Genomic DNA, 19474 nt, shown 5'->3' on the forward strand with positions numbered 1-19474 from the left:
CCGACCGGCCCCGGCTCCGGCCGTCGCGGCCGGTCACGCGGCGACGGCGGAAAAGCGCCTGAGGAAGGCGAGCTCCTCCTCGTCGAGCCTGCGGGGGCGGGCCGCCGCGGCGTCGTAGGCGACCAGAACGGTGCGCGCCTCGACGTAGAGCGTCTCATCGTCGCGGATCTCGTACACCAGAGTGAAACGAACACTGGAGATCTCGGTCACCCACATCTCCACGCGTACGGGGTCGGCGCGGAAGGTCAGCGGCCGCCGGTAGTCGATCTCATGCCGGGCGACCACCAGGTCCTGACGGCGGCCGTCGACCTCACGCGGCCGCTCCCACAGCATGGACACCCGCGCGTCTTCGAGGTAGTCGAAAAACCGGACGTTGTTGACGTGGCCGAAGCTGTCGATGTCGGCGAAGCGCACCTTGCGTTCGAAGACGTAACGGGTCAGCTGCTCTGGGGAACGGCGTAGCTCGGTCACCGGTCAAACCTAACGGGCGCCCGTCCCCCGCCGGGCGGCGGGGGACGCAGACGGAAGGCCCGCGGACGAAGGGAGGGGAACGCTGCTCAGTCGCGGGTGAGCTTGCGGTAGGTGACGCGGTGCGGGCGGGCCGCCTCCGCGCCGAGGCGCTCGACCTTGTTCTTCTCGTAGTCGGCGTAGTTGCCCTCGAACCAGAACCAGTTCGAGCCCTCCTCCCACGCCAGGATGTGGGTGGCGATGCGGTCGAGGAACCACCGGTCGTGCGAGGTGATGACGGCGCAGCCCGGGAAGTCGAGCAGCGCGTTCTCGAGGCTGGACAGCGTCTCGGTGTCGAGGTCGTTGGTGGGCTCGTCCAGGAGCAGCACGTTGCCGCCCTGCTTGAGGGTGAGCGCCAGGTTGAGCCGGTTGCGCTCGCCACCGGACAGAACACCGGCGAGCTTCTGCTGGTCGGGGCCCTTGAAGCCGAACGCCGCGACGTACGCCCGCGAGGGCATCTCAACGTTGCCGACCTTGATGTGGTCGAGCCCGTCGGAGACGACCTGCCAAACGTTCTTGCTCGGGTCGATGCCGGCCCTGCCCTGGTCCACGTACGAGATCTTGACGGTCTCGCCGACCGTGATGGATCCGGTGTCCGGAGTCTCGGAACCCGTGATCATCCGGAACAGCGTGGTCTTGCCGACGCCGTTCGGGCCGATGATGCCGACGATGCCGTTGCGCGGCAGGTCGAAGGACAGCTCGTCCATGAGCAGCCGGTCGCTGAAGCCCTTGCTCAGCTTCTCGGCCCGGATGACCGTCGTGCCCAGGCGCGGGCCCGGCGGGATCTGGATCTCCTCGAAGTCGAGCTTGCGGTACTTGTCGGCTTCGGCGGCCATCTCCTCGTAGCGCTGGAGACGGGCTCGGCTCTTGGTCTGGCGGGCGCGCGCGTTGGAGCGCACCCACTCCAGCTCCTCCTCCAGGCGCTTCTTGCGCTTGACGTCCTTCTGGCCCTCGACCTTCAGACGCGCGGCCTTGGCCTCAAGGTAGGTGGAGTAGTTGCCCTCGTAGGCGTAGCACCGGCCGCGGTCGAGCTCCAGGATCCAGCCGGCCACGTTGTCGAGGAAGTATCGGTCGTGGGTGACGGCCAGGACGGTGCCGGGGTACTTCTCCAGGTGCTGCTCCAGCCACTGGACACTCTCGGCGTCGAGGTGGTTGGTGGGCTCGTCGAGCAGCAGCAGGTCGGGCTGCTCCAGCAGCAGCTTGCACAGCGCGACCCGGCGCCGCTCGCCACCGCTGAGCGTGGTCACCTCGGCGTCGGGCGGCGGGCAGCGCAGCGCGTCCATGGCCTGCTCGAGCTGACTGTCGAGGTCCCACGCGTTGCGGTGGTCGAGCGCGTCCTGCAGGCGGCCCATCTCCTCCAGCAACTCGTCGCTGTAGTCGGTGGCCATCTGCTCGGCGATCTCGTTGAACCGGTCGAGCATCGCCTTGGTCTCGGCGACGCCCTCCTCGACGTTTCCGAGCACGGTCTTCGACTCGTTGAGCGACGGCTCCTGCAGCAGGATGCCGACCGTGAAGCCGGGCATCAGCCGGGCCTCGCCGTTGGACGGCTGCTCCAGCCCCGCCATCATCTTGAGCAGCGTCGACTTGCCCGTGCCGTTCGGGCCCAGGACACCGATCTTGGCCCCCGGGAGGAACGACAGCGTGACGTCGTCGAGGACCACCTTGTCACCGTGCGCTTTGCGCACGCGCTGCAACGTGTAGATGTACTCCGGCATACCTTCAAGCCTAGGGGATAGCACCGGCAGCGCCGTCCGCGCTGCGGGGAGGCGGGGCCACGGGGGCGGCGGGGAGGCAGACCCTGTCCCTCCCGAGCTCTTTGGCGCGATAGAGGGCGAGGTCGGCGGCGGCCAGCAACTCGATGAGATCCTCACCGTGCACGTTCATGATGGCCACCCCGGCGGAGACCGTGACCGTGACCGTCGCCTGCTCGGCGGGGACCACCGTGCGGCCCACCCGGGCGCGCAGCCGCTCGGCCACCCGCCGCGCCTCGTGCACGTCGGCGCCCGGCAGCAGCACGACGAACTCCTCGCCGCCGAACCGCCCCACCACGTCGTACTCGCGCAGTTGGGTGCGGAGGGTGGCCGCCACCTGGACGAGGACCTGGTCGCCGACCAGGTGGCCGTAGGTGTCGTTGACCTTCTTGAAGTGGTCGATGTCCACCAGGACCAGCGCGAGGGCGTCCCCGGTCCGCTGCGCCCTGGCGATCTCCGTGTCCGCCTCCCGCTGCCAGGCGGCGGCGTTCAGCAGGCCCGTCTTCGGGTCCGTACGGGCGGCGGCCTGGAGCTGGGCGTGCAGCAGGCTCCGCTGGAGCAGGACGACGGGCGGCAACACGAGGAGCAGCAGCGCCAGGTTGAGCCCGCAGACGACCGCGACGAGCACGCCGAGGCAGAGCTCGACCGCGTCGAGGAGGACGCGTTCGCGGTCCCACAGGACCTCGCCCCAGCGGCCCTCCGGGTCCGACGCGTGCGCCGCTACCGCGATCAGCGCGGTGTTGAGCACCGTGAACAGCACCGCGCAGGCCGCCGCGACGGCGATCGGCCCTCCCTCCCCCGAGGACAGATGCGTGGGGACGGGGACCCAGCGGTGGAAGACGGCCGAGGCGGAGGCCGCCGCGAGCCCGATCGCCGCCGCGCTGAACACGCGGCGGTACAGCACGGTCGCCCGGACCCTGAGCTGCAGCAGGATCTGCATCGGGATGGGCGCCAGCAGGGCGAAGACCGGCGGAAGCAGGAACGCCACCGGCAACCACCAGGCGGACAGCAGGTCGCGGGACACGCCGGCGGGCATGCCGAGGCGGCGGGTCGCCTCGATGCACACCACGCCGCACACCGTGAGCGCGCCGAACATGGCGAGGTGGGGGGCGTGAAACGCGGTCGACCTCGCCAGCACCGCGATCAGGACCACGTCGAGCGCCACGATCGCGCACACATAGGACACGAGAGCGGGCGGCTGGGCCAGCAGTGGCCAGCGACTTCGCGAGCAGATCGCGCTTCGCGGCCTGGCCGAGGTCTGACCGGTTGCCGTCATCGCGCCCCCCAGTAGCCACAGCTCCTTCTCACGATGAGTAACACAATAGTTGCGGAGTGTGCCATGCGCGACGGGAACCACTACCTTGGCACGTTGGCCATCTGCATCTGAGGGGCTGGCGGGCGTCTGCGGCGGTTTGCCCGCGGACCGCTCCCGGCGCGCAGCGGCCGGCGGAAGTGATCAGGCGGCCACAGTGGTTCAGGCAGCCGCAGTGCTCATGCAGCCCTGATGGTTCAGGCGGCCTCCGTGGTTCAAGCGGCGCGCGTGGTTCAGGTAGCGCTGGTGCTTCAGGCGGTCGCCATGGTTCAAGGGCCCGCATGGTTCAGGCGGCCACAGTGCTCGGGACCCAGGCGCCCCCGCCGTCCTGGGCGTCGTCGTCCGCGTGTCCCCGATCGGGCCCGTCCGTCGCGTGTGCCGGACCGGCCGAGTCGGCCAGAGCAGCCGCCTCCGGGGCGTCCGCCGTGTCCGTCTCGCTCGTTCCCGTGGCTCGTCGCGCGTCGCCGGCCTGCCGGGCACTGCCGGCGTGGCGGGTGTCGGCGTCGTGGCGGATGCCGGCGAATCCCCACGCTCCGGCGGCCGGCAGGGCGGCGTCGTTCGTGCCTCGTACGCCGACGAGCGTGTCGAATGCCTCGTCCCCGCCCCCATCACCGCCACCGTCGGCGCCTCCGTCGGCGATGGGCGCCGCGCCGAGGTCGGAGGGGCCGGTCAGCTCCCACTCCCGCGTCGCGTCCTCCATCGCCCGGCGCTCGCCGTCGCTCGGCGCGCCCGCCGAGTAGGCCCGGATCGGCTTCTCGAACGTGGCGATGCCCCACTTCAGGTCATGGCCCACGGAGCCGGCCTCGATCTCCGCCCAGAACCGCTGCTCACCGTCGCGCTCGAACTGCTTGATCCGCAGCTTGCCGTACACCACGATCGGGTGTCCCTTGCGTATCGACTGCTGCACGTTGTCCGCCAGGCCCCGATAGCAGCGCACGGTGTAGTAAGTGGTGTCCCTGGTCTGCCAGGTGTTGGTCTGCTGGTCGAGGACGCGCCTGTTGACGGCCATCCGCATCGAGGTGACACGCGACCCGTCGCGGAACTGGTACTGCCGGGGGTCGTCGGTGACGTTCCCGCTCAGCGTGACGTAGATGTCGTTCATGGAAGTGCCTCCCCGGCCCGGTCACTCGCCGGGCCCGGGTGACACCCTGGCCGCCGCCGGCACCCTCGCACGGCCCAGAAACGCGTTCTGTGGACGAACCCGCGCCTGTGGACAACGCTCCCGGCCGACGCATCGGAAACGGCGGTCCGCCGCGGGCGCGGGTCGTCCGCGCACGGGCAGGAAGGCCGTTCAGCGCCGGGTGGCCGCCATCGCGCCGAAGAACTCGTTGTAGCGGTTCAGCTCGCGTTCGACCGGCTGGACGACCATGTCCTGTGCCAGGACGCCCACCCGGCGTCTCATGTCATGCTCCAGCCGGTCGCGTTCCTTGCCCGCCGCGAGCACCACGAAATTCCTGCTCGCCATGGCCGAGAACAGGCCGAGCCCGAGGACGCTGATCACCATCAGTCCCACCCAGGGCAGCACGGCCACGTCGCCGAGGACCGCGGCCGGCGGCCTGCCGGCCTTGAACACGCCGTACGCGACGATGGCGCCCGCCCAGGCGAGGCTCGCCACGAACATGACCACCAGGAGGTACTGCCAGATCTTCAGCAGCCACCACCAGGCGGGCACTCGGTCGAGCGGCGGGGCGACCTGCGACAACTCGTCCGACAGCGCCTCGGGAAGCTCGTCCGCCCGGGAGCGGGCGGCCTCGCGCACACCGCTGCGCCACACCTCGGGCATGCCGGCCGTGAGCCCGTCGGCGAGCGTCTGTACCGCGTTTTCCACCTCGGCGGGCTGAGCGGTTACCGAACTCGCGACGAGGCCGCGGATGTCGTCCTTCACGGCCCCGAGGCGCAGGCTCTTGAGCGGATCTGGCCGCAGCCGGGCCGCCCAGCGCGCGTACGGCCAGCCGACCCAGTCGGCCGAGCGGACGGCGTACACGTTCTCGAGGGCCTCTCCGAGAGCGGACACGCCGATCGCGTCGCACAGCGCCTCGACCAGGCCGGAGCGCCGCGCGCCGTCCACCGCGGGCTCCACCCGCAGCGACTCCGGCATGTCCTTCACCAGGCGCAGCACCAGCCGGTCGAGGTCGGCTTCGAGGCGCTGGTACGCCGCCCGCCTGGCGGCGACGGACTCGGCCAGGACGGCCTTCAGGCCGTCCACGCCCTTGCCGGTGGTGGCGGACGTCGCGACCACCCGGGGATGGGCGATGCCCTCACGCCGGAGGAGATCCTCCAGATCGGTCACGCATTCGGCCTGCTCCTCCGGGGAGAGCCGGTCGGACTGGTTCAGCACGAAGACCGTCACCGCGTCGTGCCCGGTCAGCTCGGCCACGTAGCGCCGATGCACCGAGGCGTCGGCGTACTTCTGCGGGTCGAGCACCCACACGACGAGGTCGGCCACCTGGATCAGCCGGTGGGCCTCGTGGTCGGTGAGCGCGCGGATCGAGTCGTGGTCGGGCAGGTCGAGCAGGATCAGCCCGTGCAACTGGCTCTCGCCCTTGTCGAGGGCGCTGGCGCGGGCGAACCGGTGCCGCCACTGGATCTGCAGCCAGTCGAGCAGCGGGCCCGCGCCGTCGATCCCCCAGACGCAGGCGTGGGTGCGCGCCGTGGTCGGCCTGCGTACCCCGATGGGCGAAAGCTCCAGCCCGGAGATGGCGTTGAACAGGGACGACTTCCCGCTGCCCGTGCCACCGGCGAGCGCGACGACCGTGTGGCCTGACGACAGCTTGAGCCGGTCGCCCGCGCGCAGCAGGAGCTGGGCCGCCTCCGTGACCAGCGCCGGGTCGAGGCGGCCCTGCCCCAACTCGACGATCTTGGCCAGGGCGGCGAGCCTGGAGCCGAGCCCGTGCTGCGTTTCGGCGGTGCTGACAGCCGTCATGGATTCCTCACCGTGGTGCCCGAGGCGTACCCGAGCGGGTCTGCCGGATCGGCTCCGTCATCGTGCGATTTCCAGGTTGTAGGTTGCCTGGTACAGCCGCGTCGCCGCGGCCTCGTCCGGGATTCCGGCGCTGTCGAGCGCGTCGACGTACCGGAGGGTCTCCTCGTCGAAGAGCAGGCCGACGCGGGCGCGCAGATCGCTGCGGGCCTTGGCGCTGATGTTGCGCAGCGACTCGGCGCCGAGCAGGCCGCGCAGCAGCCGCTGCGGCAGTGCGCCGGCCCCCGTGCCCGCCGGCGCGTCCGTGGCGCCGTACCCGAGCAGGGCGATCATGAAGATCAGCGAGAGCGACTCCACGTCGAAGGAGACCAGCTTGGCCACCGACCGCTTGGTCACGCCCTCGGTGCGGATCAGTTCGGTGACGTGGTCCTGCCAGGCGGTGACGGTCCTGGTGGTCCTGCGGGCGACCTCCTCCGACGGGCGGCCGAGCCCCGGTGTCGTGGCCAGCCGGTCGCCCGCGCCGGCCCGCTGCCGCCAGCGCGCCACGACTTCCTCGGCGGCCTGCTGAACGGCCGAATTGACCAGCGCTTCGAGGCCCGCCCGCAGGGCGGCCTTCAGCCCCGCCACCCGCTCGGGCCCCTGCTGGTGCCCCTTGGCGCCGCGACGCAACCGGAGCGTGCGCATGAGGTCGCCCGAGCCGGCGAAGTCCTGCCACCGCGCGAGCACCTCCCCCCGCAGCAGCGAGCCGTCCCTGGTCGCCTCGTCGATCCGCGTCAGAGCGCCCATGTAGGCCGCGTCGACGTCGGAGCGCAGGTCGGCCCGCAGGGCGACCTGGGTCTCGAGATGCCGGGCGAGCGCGGGCAACCGGGTGCGGAAGCTGTTCAGCACGCCGTTGAGCGTCGCCTTGACCGCCGTCTCCCGCCGCTCGTCGTCGGCCGACAGCGTCGACAGCCACATGCGCAGATCGGCGATCTCGATCTCGGGCAGGTGCCCGTCCCGTACGACCGTCTCGTTGATGACGAAGCACTCGACCTCGCCTAGGCCGTACTCCTTCAACATCCGGCCGAAGTGCTTGACGACGACCTCGCGGGACTTCGGCGGCACGCGGGACAGCACGATGACCAGGCGGGCCCCGCGTTCCTTGGCCCGGCGCAGCAGGCCCCAGGACGGTGCGTCGGCGTACCGGGACGCCGTGGTGACGAACACCCACAGGTCGGCGGCGTCCAGCATGCGGTGCGCGATCTCGTGGTGCTCCTCCACGACGGAGTCGATGTCGGGCGTGTCGAGCAGCGCGAGCCCCCGGGGCAGGGACGGGCTCGACGTCAGCACCACGCTGCCGGGCGGGGCGTCCCGCGTGGCTTCGTCGAGCCTGTTCAGGCCGCCGAGAAGATCGCCCCGTGCGTACCACTCGTACTCGTCGGGATGGCAGGCGAGCACCGGCGTCGCCGTGGTCGGGCGGCGCACGCCGGCGGCCGAGACCTTCCGCCCGGCCAGCGAGTTGACGATGGTGGACTTGCCCGCCCCCGTCGAACCGGCCACGACGATCAGGGCGGGCGCGGTGCTCATGTGCACGCGCGGGATGACGTAGTCGTCGAGCTGCGCCAGGACCGCCGCCTGCGCCTTGCGCGCCTCCTCCGAGCCCGGCACGTCGAGACCGAAGTGCAGGCCCTTCACGGCCGTGCGGAGCTGGTTGAGCGCTTCGGTCAGCGCCGCCGAGACCGGCTCCGGCATCGGGAACGAGCGGACCCGATCCCCGTCCTCCGCGTCGTCCGTGTCATCAAGCTCGGCACGGTCGGCGTTCGCGGCGTCCTCGGTGTCCTCGGCGTTCCCGGCAGCCTCAGCAACGTCGGCGTCGTCGCCGTTCGCGGCGTCATCGGGGTTCCCGCCGTCCTCGGCAAGCCCGGCGTGCTCCGCGCCGTCGGCGCCGTCGGCGTCGTCGCCGTCCGCGGCGCCTTCGGCGTCTTCTGCGCCCTCCGGACCCTCGGAGTCGTCCCCAAGGTCCCGCATGTCCTCAAGGTCCCGTGCGTCCTCACGTTGCGCGTCCTCGGCGCCTGCCGCGTCCTGTTCGCCGTGGCCGTCCGCCGCCTCGCCCTCGCGATCCCCACCGGGCCGTACGACGTCGTCCTCGGTCCCTCCCGAAACGGTCGCGGCGGGCAGCGGCCCGCGCGGGCCCGATGGACGCGAAGCGGACTCCGGGGCCGGTGTCGTGGCGGATTCCGGTGCGGATCTCGGCGCGGGCTCGTCGTCGCGGATCGGGCGGAACGCGATGGTCTGCTCCCCGGGCGACTCCGGGTGCTCCCCGAGGCCCGGCCCCCCGATGTGCGGAGCCCCGACGTCCGGCTCCTCGGCGTCCGGCTCCTCGGTCACGGCGTCGCCGGAACCCGCACCGGTCCCGTGGTCGGGCGTGTTCCTGGCTGCCGATCTCACGGGACCCGCTCCGCTCGCACCATCTCGATCTCCTGGCCGACCTTGACGACCTCGCCGACGATCACGATCGCCGGAGGCCGTACTCCGGCCGCGGTCATCCGTTCCGCCACGGTCGACAACGTGGCGGCAACGGCTCGCTGGGTCGGAAGAGTACCGTCCTGTACCACCATCACGGGAGTTTCCGGGGAACGTCCGTCCCGAACCAGCGTTTCGGCGATCTCCTTGATCCGTTCGACGGCCATGAGGAGTATCAGGGTTCCCGTCGATCGCGCCAATCCGGACCAGTCGACGGTGGACCTGGGGTCGCCGGGCGCGACGTGCACGGAGATGACGTGGAACTCCTGGCTCACCCCGCGGTGGGTGACCGGGACTCCGGCGGCGCTCGGAACCGCGACCGCGCTGGTGATGCCGGGCACCACGGTCACCGGGATCCCCGCCCGGGCACAGGCGATCATCTCCTCGCCGCCGCGGCCGAAGACGAACGGGTCGCCGCCCTTCAGCCGTACGACGAACCTGCCCTTGCGGGCGTGCTCGATGAGCAGTTCGTTGATCTTCTCCTGGGACAGCGACCGGCCGTACGGCACCTTCGCGGCGTCGATCAGCTCGACGTCGGGGGACAGTTCGTCCAGCAGCGCGCGCGGGGCGAGACGGTCGGCCACGACCACGTCGGCCTGGGCCAGGAGCTGACGTCCCCGGACGGTGATCAGGCCGGGATCGCCGGGGCCGCCGCCCACGAGCGCGACGCCGACCGGCTTGGTGCGGTGCCGCCGGGCGTCCACGGTGCCGTCGCGCAGCGCGCCGACGATGGCGTCCCTGATGCCGGCCGCGCGGCGGGGGTCGCCGCCCGCGGTGACCGCCACGCCGACCTCGTCCACCCGTCCGCTGGCGGGGGTCCAGGCCGCGGAGGCGTCCTTGTCGTCCGCCCGCACGCACCAGATGCGCTTGGCCTCTGCCTCTGCGGCCACCGCGGTGTTGACGTCGCGGTGATCGGTGCAGGCGTGCACCAGCCAGGCGCCGTCGCAGTCGCCGACCTCGTACGGCCGCTGCTCCCAGATCACCCGCCCGGCGGCGATGAGGTCGTCCAGCGCCGGGGTGACACTGGGCGAGATCAGGGTCACAGAGGCTCCGGCGTCGAGCAGTGCGGGAACCCGTCGCTGAGCGACGCGTCCGCCGCCGACCACGAGCACACGCCGCCCATCGAGGCGAAGGCCGAGCAGGTAGGGCGCCATGACCCCAGTCTCCCTATTGCGTCAAACGTGCATTGTTAGGAGGCAAACCTACCCGGTGGGCTCGGGCGACATTCACCGGTTGAGACTTGTGAGTCCACGGGCCGGTCCCCGGAGGTCACTCCCTCTTGTCCGCCACACCGGCGGAGTCGAAGGTGGCGACCTCGTGCATGACCCGTGCCGCCGCGCTGACCAGAGGGTGGGCGAGCAGCCCGCCGGTTCCCTCTCCGAGGCGAAGCCGCAGGTCGACGAGTGGTTCGAGGCCCAGATGGGCCAGCGCGGCCGCGTGGCCGGGCTCGGCCGAGCGGTGCCCGGCCAGGCAGTAGCCGATCGCGTCGGGCGCGAGCGCGCCGGCCGCCAGGGCCGCCGCTCCGGCGATCACCCCGTCGAGGATGACCGGCACCCGGGCCGCGGCGGCGCCGAGCACGAAACCGGCGATCGCCGCGTGCTCCAGCCCGCCGACCGCCGCGAGCACGCGCAGCGCCTCGTCCGGCCCGTCCGGTACGGCTTCCGCCTCGGTGATCCCGTTGGCCCGCAGCCCCCGCCGTACGATCTCGATCTTCCGCTCGTAGGTGGCGTCGTCGACGCCGGTCCCCCGCCCGGTGACCCCTGCGGCGGGCCTGCCGGTGAAGGCGCAGATCAGGGCGGCCGACGCGGTGGTGTTCGCGATGCCCATGTCGCCGGTGACCAGGCAGCGCCCGCCCGCCTCGACCAGGTCGCGGGCCACCTCGATCCCCGCCGTCAGGGCGGCGGTGGCCTGCTCCCGCGTCATCGCGGGGCCCTGCGACAGGTCGGCCGTGCCGTACGCCACCTTGCGGGCGAGCAGCAGGGGCGCGGGCGGCAGGTCGGCCGCGACGCCCACGTCCACCACGGTGACCGACGCGCCCACCTGCGCCGCGAAGGCGTTGGCGACGGCTCCTCCCGCCGTGAAGTTGGCCACCATCTGCGCGGTGACCTCCTGCGGCCAGGGACTCACCCCCTGCGCCTGCACGCCGTGGTCGGCGGCGAAGATCGCCAGGGCCGCCGGGGCCGGGAGCGGCGGCGGGCACGTCCCGGCGATGCCGGCGAGCCGAACCGCGACGTCCTCGAGCACCCCGAGCGAGCCGCTCGGCTTGGTGAGCCTGTCCTGGTGGGCCCTTGCCTCCGCCATGGGGCCGGGCTCGACCGGGCGGATGGCGCCGATCGTCTCGCCGAGGGACGTCATGTTCTCTCCTTCTGCGCGGTGGCCTACACCACGCTGGCGACTCCGGGCTGAGCGAGCGGCCCGTCCGGCGCATCGCCGCGGGGTTTGTCCCCCGCCTCGCCGCGGCCGGTCATGCCGATCATGGTATCGGCCTCGATCTCGCCTTCCGTCTCCGGTTCGAAGCCCTCCACGTCGAGCGCCTCCAGCTCCGGCGACTCCAGATCCAGGGACTCCACGTCGAGGGACTCCAGTTCCGGGGAATCGGAGCTCAGCGGCTCGGGGCGGACGGCCCGGATCGTGTTCAGCCGGGGCGCGACGGCGGTCACGAGCCCGGCGCCGGTCCCCGCCGCCGCGGCCACGTCCGGCGCGCGCCCCGCGGGGAACGGCCGGGTCGCGGTCAGCACCGCGGACGGTTCGTGCACGGCCGGCGCCGAGGACTGCCCGCCCCCGGCGAGCGCCTCCTCGTATCTGTCGATCACCACGTCGGCGAGGCCCTCGCAGTCGCCGATCACCTCGGCGCAGCGGATGTCGAGGCCCTCGTGGTTGGCGCCGTACGCCAGCGCCTGCGCCCAGATGCGTTCGAGGACCCCGCCCGCGAACAGCACGTACGGCAGGACGATCACGCGCTTGGCGCCGAGCCTGCGGCAGCGCTCCAGGCCGCCGGGCACGCCGGGGCGGGTGTGCGAGACGTAGGCGGTCTCCACGGTCAGCAGGTCGGGGGCGTGGGTCTCCCAGAACAGCCGCGAGACCCGGTGGACCTCGGCGTTGACGGCGGGGTCGGTGGAGCCGTGCCCGACCAGGACGACCGCGGTCTCGCCGGGCGAGATCTCTGCGGGCGGCTCGTCGGTCACGAACCGCGGCATCTCCGCGCGGGCGTCGGCGAGCCGCTCCGCGAGGAGCTTGAGCACGCGCGGGTCGGGCCCGAGGGGGCGGCCGAGGTCGTATTCGAGCGTCGGGTGCCGCTCCTGCTCGAGAGCCATGGTGCCGGGAATGTCCCCGAGCGCGCGCCGGTCGCCGGTCAGGCTGAGCGGCACCGCGATCAGGTGATGGTGCCCCCGGGCCACGAGCGAGGCGATGGAGTCGCCGAGCGGGGGGCGGGCGTTCGTGATGAAACCACCGCTCACCTCGGCGGGAAGCCCGTCGAGGCGGCAGCGGAGGCGGTGAACGAACCTGCCGAACTCGGCGACGCCGGTCTCATCGTGGGTGCCGTGGCCGATGAGCAGCAGCGGCGGTTTCATCTGGCTGATCTCCCTGCAGTTGACCTGCGTGTCGTTCGCGATCCCTCGCCCCGGTCGGGCCGGCGCCGCCCGCGTGCATGCCGGGGAGGGGTCTCCCGCATCGAGGACGCGCGCTCACCGGCCGGCGGGAGGCTCACGGCTGGCGAGGATAGCCTTACGGCCCTCAATCATGGTGGCCACTTGACCGATGGGCCCAGCGACTAGGGGGATTCTTTACCTATTGCCAGGAAATTTCCCCGTTGAGCATGCCGAACAGGACGGCATCGGCCCAGCCTCCCGGAACCGGCAGCGCCTGCCGCATGATGCCCTCCTCGATGAACCCGGCCTTCCTCGCGACCGCCTGGCTTGCGCGGTTGCCCGTCGCGACCAGCAGGTGGACCCGGTGGAAACCGAGGTCGAACAGGTAGGCCGTGGCCAGCCGCGCGGCCTCCACCGCGTACCCCTTGCGGCGGGCCCACGGCGCGATCCAGTAGCCCAGTTCGGCGTCCCCGCGCTCGTGGTCCTCGCGCTGCACGCCGATGGCTCCGGCGAGCCGTTCCCCGTCCTTCGGCTGTATCGCGAAGTTGCCACCATAGCCGGGACCGTTGGCGTGCGCGAGCCGGGTGCACCACTCCAGGGCGCGCTCCAGCGTGTAGCCCTCGGCCCACGTCATCCAGCGGGCGATCTCGGGATCGCCCTTGACCGCGTCCACGACGTCGAACGCGTCCTGGCGGGCGAACGGCCGCAGGACCAGCCGCTCGCTCTCGATCCTGCGGCGCGGCACGAGCCTCTCGTCACCGCGCAGCCGGCCGAAGACCACCAGGTCGCGCGGGCCGTCGTCCTCGAATCCGGCGCCGCGCAGCAGTCCCTCGCGGGTGAAGCCGGCCTTCTCCGCGACCCTTATCGACGCGAGGTTGCCGGCGTCGGCCCGCAGCTCGATCCGGCGCAGCGGGCCCTGCCCGAGCAGGCATCCGGTGAGCCCGCGGACCGCCTCGGTCGCGTATCCCCTGCGGCGGTAGGCGGGATGCACGCCGTACCCCACCTCCGCGGTGCCCGCGCCCCACTGGGCCTTGAAGACGCTGATCGACCCGACCACGCCGTGCCGCGCGTGCATCGCGAGGTGGATGCCCTGGCCCGAGCGCCACAACTCGTGCACGCCGTACGACAGCCACTGAGCGATGCCGGACGCGTGCCCGGGCGCGCCCGGCGGCAGCGCGGTGAGGTGCGCGCCGTCCTCGATGATCGCGCGTACCTGGCCCGCGTCCCCGGGGCCGAACGGCCGCAGGATCAGCCGTTCGGTGTTGATCGTCAGCCGCTCGTCGAACAATGCGTCACTCCATCACACAAGCGAGTTTGTCGCCCGCCGCAGATTATGTGGGACATCGGCCTCACCGCTCTCGATGTTTGGGGCAGGCGGTCCGGGTACGAGGCACGTCAGTGACCCTAATCGGGAGGTGAGGTCATGAGTATCCAACGCGGCAGCGACAAGCACGGCCGCCGGCTCGACGAGGAGCAGAAGCACGAGACGCAAGGCCTCGTGCAGGGCGCCGGACGCACCCGGGTCGAGGAGTGGCGCGAGCCCGAGCCGACGCAACAGCCCGAAGAGGACATGTCACCGCCTCGCCGGCACCCGCCCGGCCGCGAGCCCGGCACGCCGCTCGGCATCACCCCCGCCGATGTGGAGCGCCGCAGCCACCTCGCCACCTGGCTCAGCGACGCCGGCTTCCCCGCCGATCCGGCCAAGCTGCTCGCCCATGCCGAACGCAAGAACGCCCCCGACGCCGTGGTCGACGCCGTACGGCGGCTGCCCGAGATGACCTTCCACAACATCGCGGAGGTGGCCGAGGCACTCGGACTCGGAGTGGAACGCCAGCGCTGGTGAGGAGGGCCCGTGAGACTGGACTTCATCCGCGGGCTGTACGCGCGCAGCGGCCCGTACGCCTCGGTATACGTGGACACCGACCGGTCGTCGGAGGGCGCGTCCAACGTGATCCAGCGCCGGTGGGCCCATCTCAGGGAGCGGCTCGCCGAGGAGGGGGCGCCGCCCTCGGCCCTCGATCCCATCGGCGAGCTGATGCTCGATCCCGTGTGGGCCGCGCCCGGGCGGGCCGCGTTCTCCCGGGAGGGCGAGATCGTGCTCACCGAGCCGCTCGCGCATCGGCCGCGCCGCCAGACCGCGCGGTGGTCGCCGCTCCCCCACGTGGTGCCGCTGCTCGCGCAACGCGGCGAGCACGTCCCGCATCTCGAGGTGCTGGCCGACCGGGCCGGAGGCGACGTCGCCGTCGTGGCCGACGGGCGGCGGCGCGAGCTGACCGTGGAGGCGGCGGAAGGGCCGATCCAGAAGACCGGCGCGGGCGGCTGGTCGCAGGGCAACTTCGAGCGGGAGGTCGAGGAGACCTGGCGCCGCAACGCCGTGGCCGTCGCCGAAGTCGTGGAGAAGGAGGCGCACGGCATCGGCGCGCAGGTCGTGGTGCTGGCCGGTGATCCCAAGGCCCGCGCGCTCGTGACCGACTACCTCGGCAAGGACGTCGTACGACGGCTGACCGTGGCCGAGCACGGCAGCCGCGCCCCGGGCGCCGACCTGGAACACTTCCGGCGGGAGGTCGAAGGGGCCTGCCGGGCCTGGACCGACCGGCGCTGCGAGGAGCTGCTGAACACCTACGCGGCGGGCAACGCGGTCACCGGCCTGACGGAGACGGCCCGCGCGCTGCGCGACCGGCGGGTGGGGGCGGTGCTGATGCACGACGACCCGTCCTCCACGGCCACGATGTGGATCGGGCCCGAGCCCACCCAGTTGTCCACCGACCCGGCGGAGCTGGCCGCCTGGGGCGTCGAGGAGCCCGTGCGGGAACGCGTGGACTCCGCCCTCGCCCGGGCGGTGGCCGCGACCGACGCCGAGCTGTGGTTCGTCCCGCGCCTGGAATCACCCGACGGGATCGGCGCGCTGCTGCGCTTCTGACTCGCGGGGCGCCGGCGGGATCCGGACGGCTCCGGGCGGACTCCGGGAACTCGGGTACTCGGGTACTCGGGCGGATTCAGGCGGACTCGGGCGGAGGCTCAGGTCACGATCAGCACGTGGAGCGTGCGGGGCCCGTGGACGCCCTCGACCCGGTTGAGCTCGATGTCGCTGGTCGCCGAGGGGCCGCTGATCCAGGTGAGGGGACGCGCGGGGTCGAGCCGGGCGACGGCGTCCGGCACCCCGGCGACGATCTGGGCGGCCCGCACCACGCACAGGTGATAGTCGGGCACGAGTGTGAGCGCCCGCCTGCCCTGGCCGGGCCCGGCGTCGAGGACGATCGTGCCGGTCTCCGCGACGGCGACCGCGCAGGTGGTGAGCACGCCGTCCACGGCGTCGAGGCCGGCGGCGCTCAGCGGCGGGTCGTCGGCGACCGTCTCCACGTCCGCGGCGGCGAGCCACGACGCGGGGAACCCGGCGGGCACGACGACCCGCCGCGCCCCGCGCTCCGTGAGGGACCGCGCGACGCGCCCGGCCACGCCCGCCTCGTCCACGAGGTGGACCACGGCGCGGTAGTCGCGGACCCGCTGCTCGAACAGGCGGATGTCGCCCGGCGCCGGTGAAGGCCCGCGGTAGGCGCGGGTGATCTCGACGTCGGGCACGCCCGCCAGGGCGCGGCGGACCCGGGCGAGGATCAGGTCGCGGGAGCTCATCGGCGTCCTCCGTCCGTGCGGTCCCACCATTCGCGGAACGACTCTCCCGGCACCTCGGGAAGGTCCCTGGTGTCGGTCCACCCGGCGAGCGGCCCCGGCAGCCGCCGGGGCACGAACCGGCGCAGCCGTCCCCCGGCCCGCTGCAGACGCGCCAGCCGTCCCGACCGTTCGAACACCCATCCGGCCGCCGCCATCCCGGCGCGCTCCGGCCAGGGGTGGTGGGCCCGGGCCCGCAGCTCAACCAGCACGGACGGGATGTCGATGGCCACCGGGCAGACCTCGTAGCAGGCGCCGCACAGCGAGGAGGCGTACGGCAGCGAGCGGTCCAGCTCGGAGCCCATGCCGCGAAGCTGCGGCGTCAGGATCGCCCCGATCGGCCCGGGATAGACCGACCCGTACGCGTGGCCGCCCGTCCGTTCGTACACGGGGCAGACGTTGAGGCAGGCCGAGCAGCGGATGCAGCGCAGCGCCTGCCGCCCGACCTCGTCGGCGAGGACGCCGGTGCGGCCGTTGTCGAGCAGCACGAGGTGGAACTCCTGGCCCTCCGTCGCGCCGGTCCACGTCGAGGTGTAGGGGTTCATCCGCTCCCCGGTCGAGCTGCGCGGCAGGAGCTGGAGGAAGACCTCCAGGTCGCGCCAGGCCGGGAGCACCTTCTCGATGCCGACCACGCTGATCAGCGTGCGCGGCAGCGTGAGGCACATGCGGCCGTTGCCCTCGGACTCCAGCACGACCAGCGTGCCGGTCTCGGCGATCGCGAAGTTGGCCCCGGAGATCGCCACCTTCGTCTTCAGGAAGCGCTCGCGCAGGTGGAGCCGGGCCGCCTCGGCCAGCGCCGCGGGGTCGTCGGTCAGATCGTCGGGGGCGGGGCGGCCCCAGTCGGCCATGTGCTCGGCGAAGACCTCCCGGATCTCCGCGCGGTTGCGGTGGATCGCCGGGACGAGGATGTGCGAGGGCCGGTCGTCGCCCAGCTGCACGATGAGCTCGGCGAGGTCGGTCTCGTACGCGGTGATGCCCTGCTCCAGCAGCGCCTCGTTGAGGCCGATCTCCTGGGTGGCCATCGACTTGACCTTGACGACCTCCGTCTCGCCCGTGGCCTTCACCAGGTCGGCGACGATCCGGTTGGCCTCCGCCGCGTCTGCGGCCCAATGCACGTGGCCTCCGGCCGCCGTGACGGCCTCCTCCAGCTGGATCAGGTATCTGTCGAGGTTGCGGAGCGTGTGCTCCTTGATCGCCCGGCCGGCCTCGCGCAGCCCGGCCCAGTCGGGCGCCTCCGCGACGACGCTCGCCCGCCTGGCCCTGATGGTCCGAGTCGCCTTGCGCAGGTTGAACCGCAGCTGCGAGTCCCGCAGGGCTCTCGCGGCGTTGCGCGGGAAGGGCCGGGTCGCCGGCATGCCGAGGAAGGTGACGCTCATCGGACCCCCGCCGTCTCGGTCGAGCAGAGGATCTCGGCCAGGTGCATCACCCGTACGCCCGACTTCTGCCGGCCGAGCATGCCGCCGATGTGCATGAGGCACGAGTTGTCGGCAGCGCACAGCACCTCGGCGCCGGTGTCGAGGACGGCGCGCACCTTGTCGGCGCACATCGCCGCCGACACGCCGGCGTTCTTGAGCGCGAAGGTGCCGCCGAAGCCGCAGCACTCCTCCGCGCCCGGCAGCGGCACCAGGTCGATCCCCCTGACCTGGCGTAACAGCGTCAGCGGGCGGTCGCCCAGATGGATGCCGCGCAGGGAGTGGCACGTCGGGTGGTAGGTGACCCGGTGCGGGAAGTAGGCCCCCACGTCGGTCACCCCCAGCACGTCGGCCAGGAACTCGGTCAGCTCGTAGGTCCTGGGCACGACCCGCGCCACCGCGTCGGCGAAAGGACCGGACGACCCGGCCAGCTTCGGGTACTGCTCGCGGATCATGGCCGCGCACGAGCCCGAGGGGACGACGACCGCGTCGTAGCCGCGCAACGCCGCCACGCTGCGCCGGGCCAGCCGTACGGCCTCGTCCCGGTAGCCGGTGTTGGCGTGCATCTGCCCGCAGCAGGTCTGGGCGCGGGGGAAGTCGGCTTCGACGCCGAGGCGGCGCAGCAGGCGCACGACCGCCCGCCCGGTGTCCGGGAAGAGTGTGTCGTTGACGCAGGTGACGAACAGGGCTACCCGCACGTGCCCTCCCGGCGTGTATGGTCAGACCAAATATGGTCAGACCATACATCCTGGTTCGCCCCGGGCGACATCGGCATCGTGAGGAGCCGCGGTGACCACCGAAGAACGCCGGCGTCCGGACGCCCGCCCGCGCGCCTTCGAGGAGGTGCTCGCCCGCATCGAGGAGCGGATCACGGCCGACGGCCTGACCGTGGGCGACCGCCTGCCGGGCGAACGGCAACTCGCCGAGCAGCTCGGGGTCGGCCGGTCGTCGGTCCGGGAGGCGCTGCGCGTGCTGGAGACCCTCGGCGTGGTCACGCCGCAGGCGGGCCGGGGCCCGGACGCCGGGGCTGTGCTCACCTCCCGCCCGGGAAGCGCGCTCACCGACCTGTTCCGGCTGCATCTCGGCCTCGCCACGCTCTCGATGCGCGAGGTGATCGACACCCGACTGATGATCGAGCAGTGGGCCGCGGCCCGGGCGGCGGCGGCTCCCGCGCCGGTGACTTCCGGGCCTGCGGCTTCCGGGCCTGCGGCTTCCGGGCCTGCGGCTTCCGGGCCGGACAGGCGAACGGCGACGGCGCGGATGGCGGAGGCGATCGCGGCCATGGACGCCGCCCGCGAGCCCGCCGAGTTCGTCGAGCACGACATCGCGTTCCACCTGGCCCTTGCCGAGGCGTCGGGCAACCGGCTGACCGTGGCGGTCATGCGGGCGCTGCGCGACGTCCTGCGCCGCTACGCCGTGGACGCCGTCGTACGGCTCGGCGACACCGGCGGTCTGCAGGACGACCATCGGCGCATCCACCGGGCGATCGAGGACGGCGACGCCGGAGCCGCGGCGGCCGCGGTCGCCGCGCACCTGGCCCGCGCCTATCCGGATTCCGGCCTCCCCGCATAGAACGTGTTCCCATCGGCTCGTCGCCGATGAGGCACGGGCGGAGCCGTCAAGGATCGCGGTCCCGGATTCTTCGCGAATCCCTCCGCCAGGCTCCGCAACGGTGGCCGGTTCGCCGTCGCGGCGCACACCGGCATTCCCTTCAAGAATGCGCCGGCTCCTGAGATCCTTCCACGAGGATGGGCATTCTTCGCAGAAGATTCAGCATATATCGCTTATGCGAGAAGCGAGAATGAATGGCGGAG

16 protein-coding genes are annotated in these 19474 nt (G+C 72.4%); 3 read left to right on the top strand and 13 right to left on the bottom strand.

Annotation, left to right across the window (positions count from 1 at the left end; all coding sequences use genetic code 11):
* Positions 1-33: 33 nt before the first annotated feature.
* From ACQPZZ_RS30620 to ACQPZZ_RS30665, 10 genes are all read right to left on the bottom strand, one after another.
* On the bottom strand, positions 34-471 hold the full coding sequence (locus ACQPZZ_RS30620) for an acyl-CoA thioesterase (protein WP_432924761.1): 438 nt from the start codon (positions 469-471) through the stop codon (positions 34-36).
* 86 nt (positions 472-557) lie between these two features.
* On the bottom strand, positions 558-2222 hold the full coding sequence (gene ettA / locus ACQPZZ_RS30625) for an energy-dependent translational throttle protein EttA (protein ID WP_363640851.1): 1665 nt from the start codon (positions 2220-2222) through the stop codon (positions 558-560).
* 10 nt (positions 2223-2232) lie between these two features.
* On the bottom strand, positions 2233-3534 hold the full coding sequence (locus tag ACQPZZ_RS30630; protein WP_432924764.1) for a GGDEF domain-containing protein: 1302 nt from the start codon (positions 3532-3534) through the stop codon (positions 2233-2235).
* 322 nt (positions 3535-3856) lie between these two features.
* Positions 3857-4672 carry a single-stranded DNA-binding protein gene (locus ACQPZZ_RS30635; RefSeq protein WP_432924766.1) on the bottom strand — a complete coding sequence of 272 codons (816 nt, stop codon included), beginning with the start codon at positions 4670-4672 and terminating at the stop codon, positions 3857-3859.
* A gap of 189 nt (positions 4673-4861) precedes the next feature.
* The gene (locus ACQPZZ_RS30640) at positions 4862-6493 is read right to left on the bottom strand and encodes a GTPase (protein ID WP_432924768.1); all 1632 of its coding nucleotides are present in this window, start codon (positions 6491-6493) and stop codon (positions 4862-4864) included.
* Positions 6494-6550: 57 nt separating this feature from the next.
* Positions 6551-8917, bottom strand: coding sequence for a dynamin family protein (locus ACQPZZ_RS30645; protein ID WP_432924770.1), 2367 nt, complete (start codon positions 8915-8917; stop codon positions 6551-6553).
* The gene (cobA, locus tag ACQPZZ_RS30650) at positions 8914-10146 is read right to left on the bottom strand and encodes a uroporphyrinogen-III C-methyltransferase (RefSeq protein ID WP_432924772.1); all 1233 of its coding nucleotides are present in this window, start codon (positions 10144-10146) and stop codon (positions 8914-8916) included. Before cobA ends, ACQPZZ_RS30645 begins: the two co-directional genes overlap by 4 nt.
* A 115-nt stretch (positions 10147-10261) precedes the next feature.
* On the bottom strand, positions 10262-11347 hold the full coding sequence (cobT, locus tag ACQPZZ_RS30655) for a nicotinate-nucleotide--dimethylbenzimidazole phosphoribosyltransferase (RefSeq protein WP_432924774.1): 1086 nt from the start codon (positions 11345-11347) through the stop codon (positions 10262-10264).
* Between the two features lie 23 nt (positions 11348-11370).
* A complete protein-coding gene (locus ACQPZZ_RS30660; RefSeq protein ID WP_432924776.1) occupies positions 11371-12564 on the bottom strand; it encodes a sirohydrochlorin chelatase in 1194 nt (397 codons plus the stop codon).
* 217 nt (positions 12565-12781) lie between these two features.
* Positions 12782-13870, bottom strand: a complete 1089-nt coding sequence (locus ACQPZZ_RS30665) for a GNAT family N-acetyltransferase (RefSeq protein ID WP_432924778.1) — start codon at positions 13868-13870, stop codon at positions 12782-12784.
* A 135-nt stretch (positions 13871-14005) separates the two neighbouring features.
* Between ACQPZZ_RS30665 and ACQPZZ_RS30670 the strand changes: the two genes are divergently transcribed.
* Positions 14006-14425 (top strand): DUF2795 domain-containing protein, encoded by a 420-nt coding sequence (locus ACQPZZ_RS30670; protein WP_363640833.1) that lies wholly within the window; start codon positions 14006-14008, stop codon positions 14423-14425.
* Between the two features lie 9 nt (positions 14426-14434).
* Positions 14435-15502, top strand: coding sequence for a Vms1/Ankzf1 family peptidyl-tRNA hydrolase (locus ACQPZZ_RS30675; RefSeq protein WP_432924780.1), 1068 nt, complete (start codon positions 14435-14437; stop codon positions 15500-15502).
* Positions 15503-15600: 98 nt separating this feature from the next.
* On the opposite strand, the gene ACQPZZ_RS30680 is transcribed toward ACQPZZ_RS30675, so the two are convergent.
* The 3 genes from ACQPZZ_RS30680 to ACQPZZ_RS30690 are packed head-to-tail and all read right to left on the bottom strand — an operon-like array spanning position 15601 to position 18358.
* Positions 15601-16212 carry a LutC/YkgG family protein gene (locus tag ACQPZZ_RS30680; protein WP_432924782.1) on the bottom strand — a complete coding sequence of 204 codons (612 nt, stop codon included), beginning with the start codon at positions 16210-16212 and terminating at the stop codon, positions 15601-15603.
* On the bottom strand, positions 16209-17624 hold the full coding sequence (locus ACQPZZ_RS30685) for a lactate utilization protein B (RefSeq protein WP_432924784.1): 1416 nt from the start codon (positions 17622-17624) through the stop codon (positions 16209-16211). Before ACQPZZ_RS30685 ends, ACQPZZ_RS30680 begins: the two co-directional genes overlap by 4 nt.
* On the bottom strand, positions 17621-18358 hold the full coding sequence (locus ACQPZZ_RS30690) for a (Fe-S)-binding protein (protein ID WP_432924786.1): 738 nt from the start codon (positions 18356-18358) through the stop codon (positions 17621-17623). The genes ACQPZZ_RS30685 and ACQPZZ_RS30690 overlap by 4 nt, the downstream gene beginning before the upstream one ends.
* A 91-nt stretch (positions 18359-18449) precedes the next feature.
* Here ACQPZZ_RS30690 and ACQPZZ_RS30695 point away from each other — a divergent pair, with 91 nt between their 5' ends.
* Positions 18450-19232: a FadR/GntR family transcriptional regulator gene (locus ACQPZZ_RS30695; RefSeq protein WP_432924788.1), complete on the top strand. Its 783-nt coding sequence runs from the start codon at positions 18450-18452 to the stop codon at positions 19230-19232.
* Positions 19233-19474 lie beyond the last annotated feature (242 nt).

Origin of the sequence: Microbispora sp. CA-135349 (assembly GCF_050947365.1) — a bacterium.
Taxonomy (GTDB): Bacteria; Actinomycetota; Actinomycetes; order Streptosporangiales; family Streptosporangiaceae; genus Microbispora.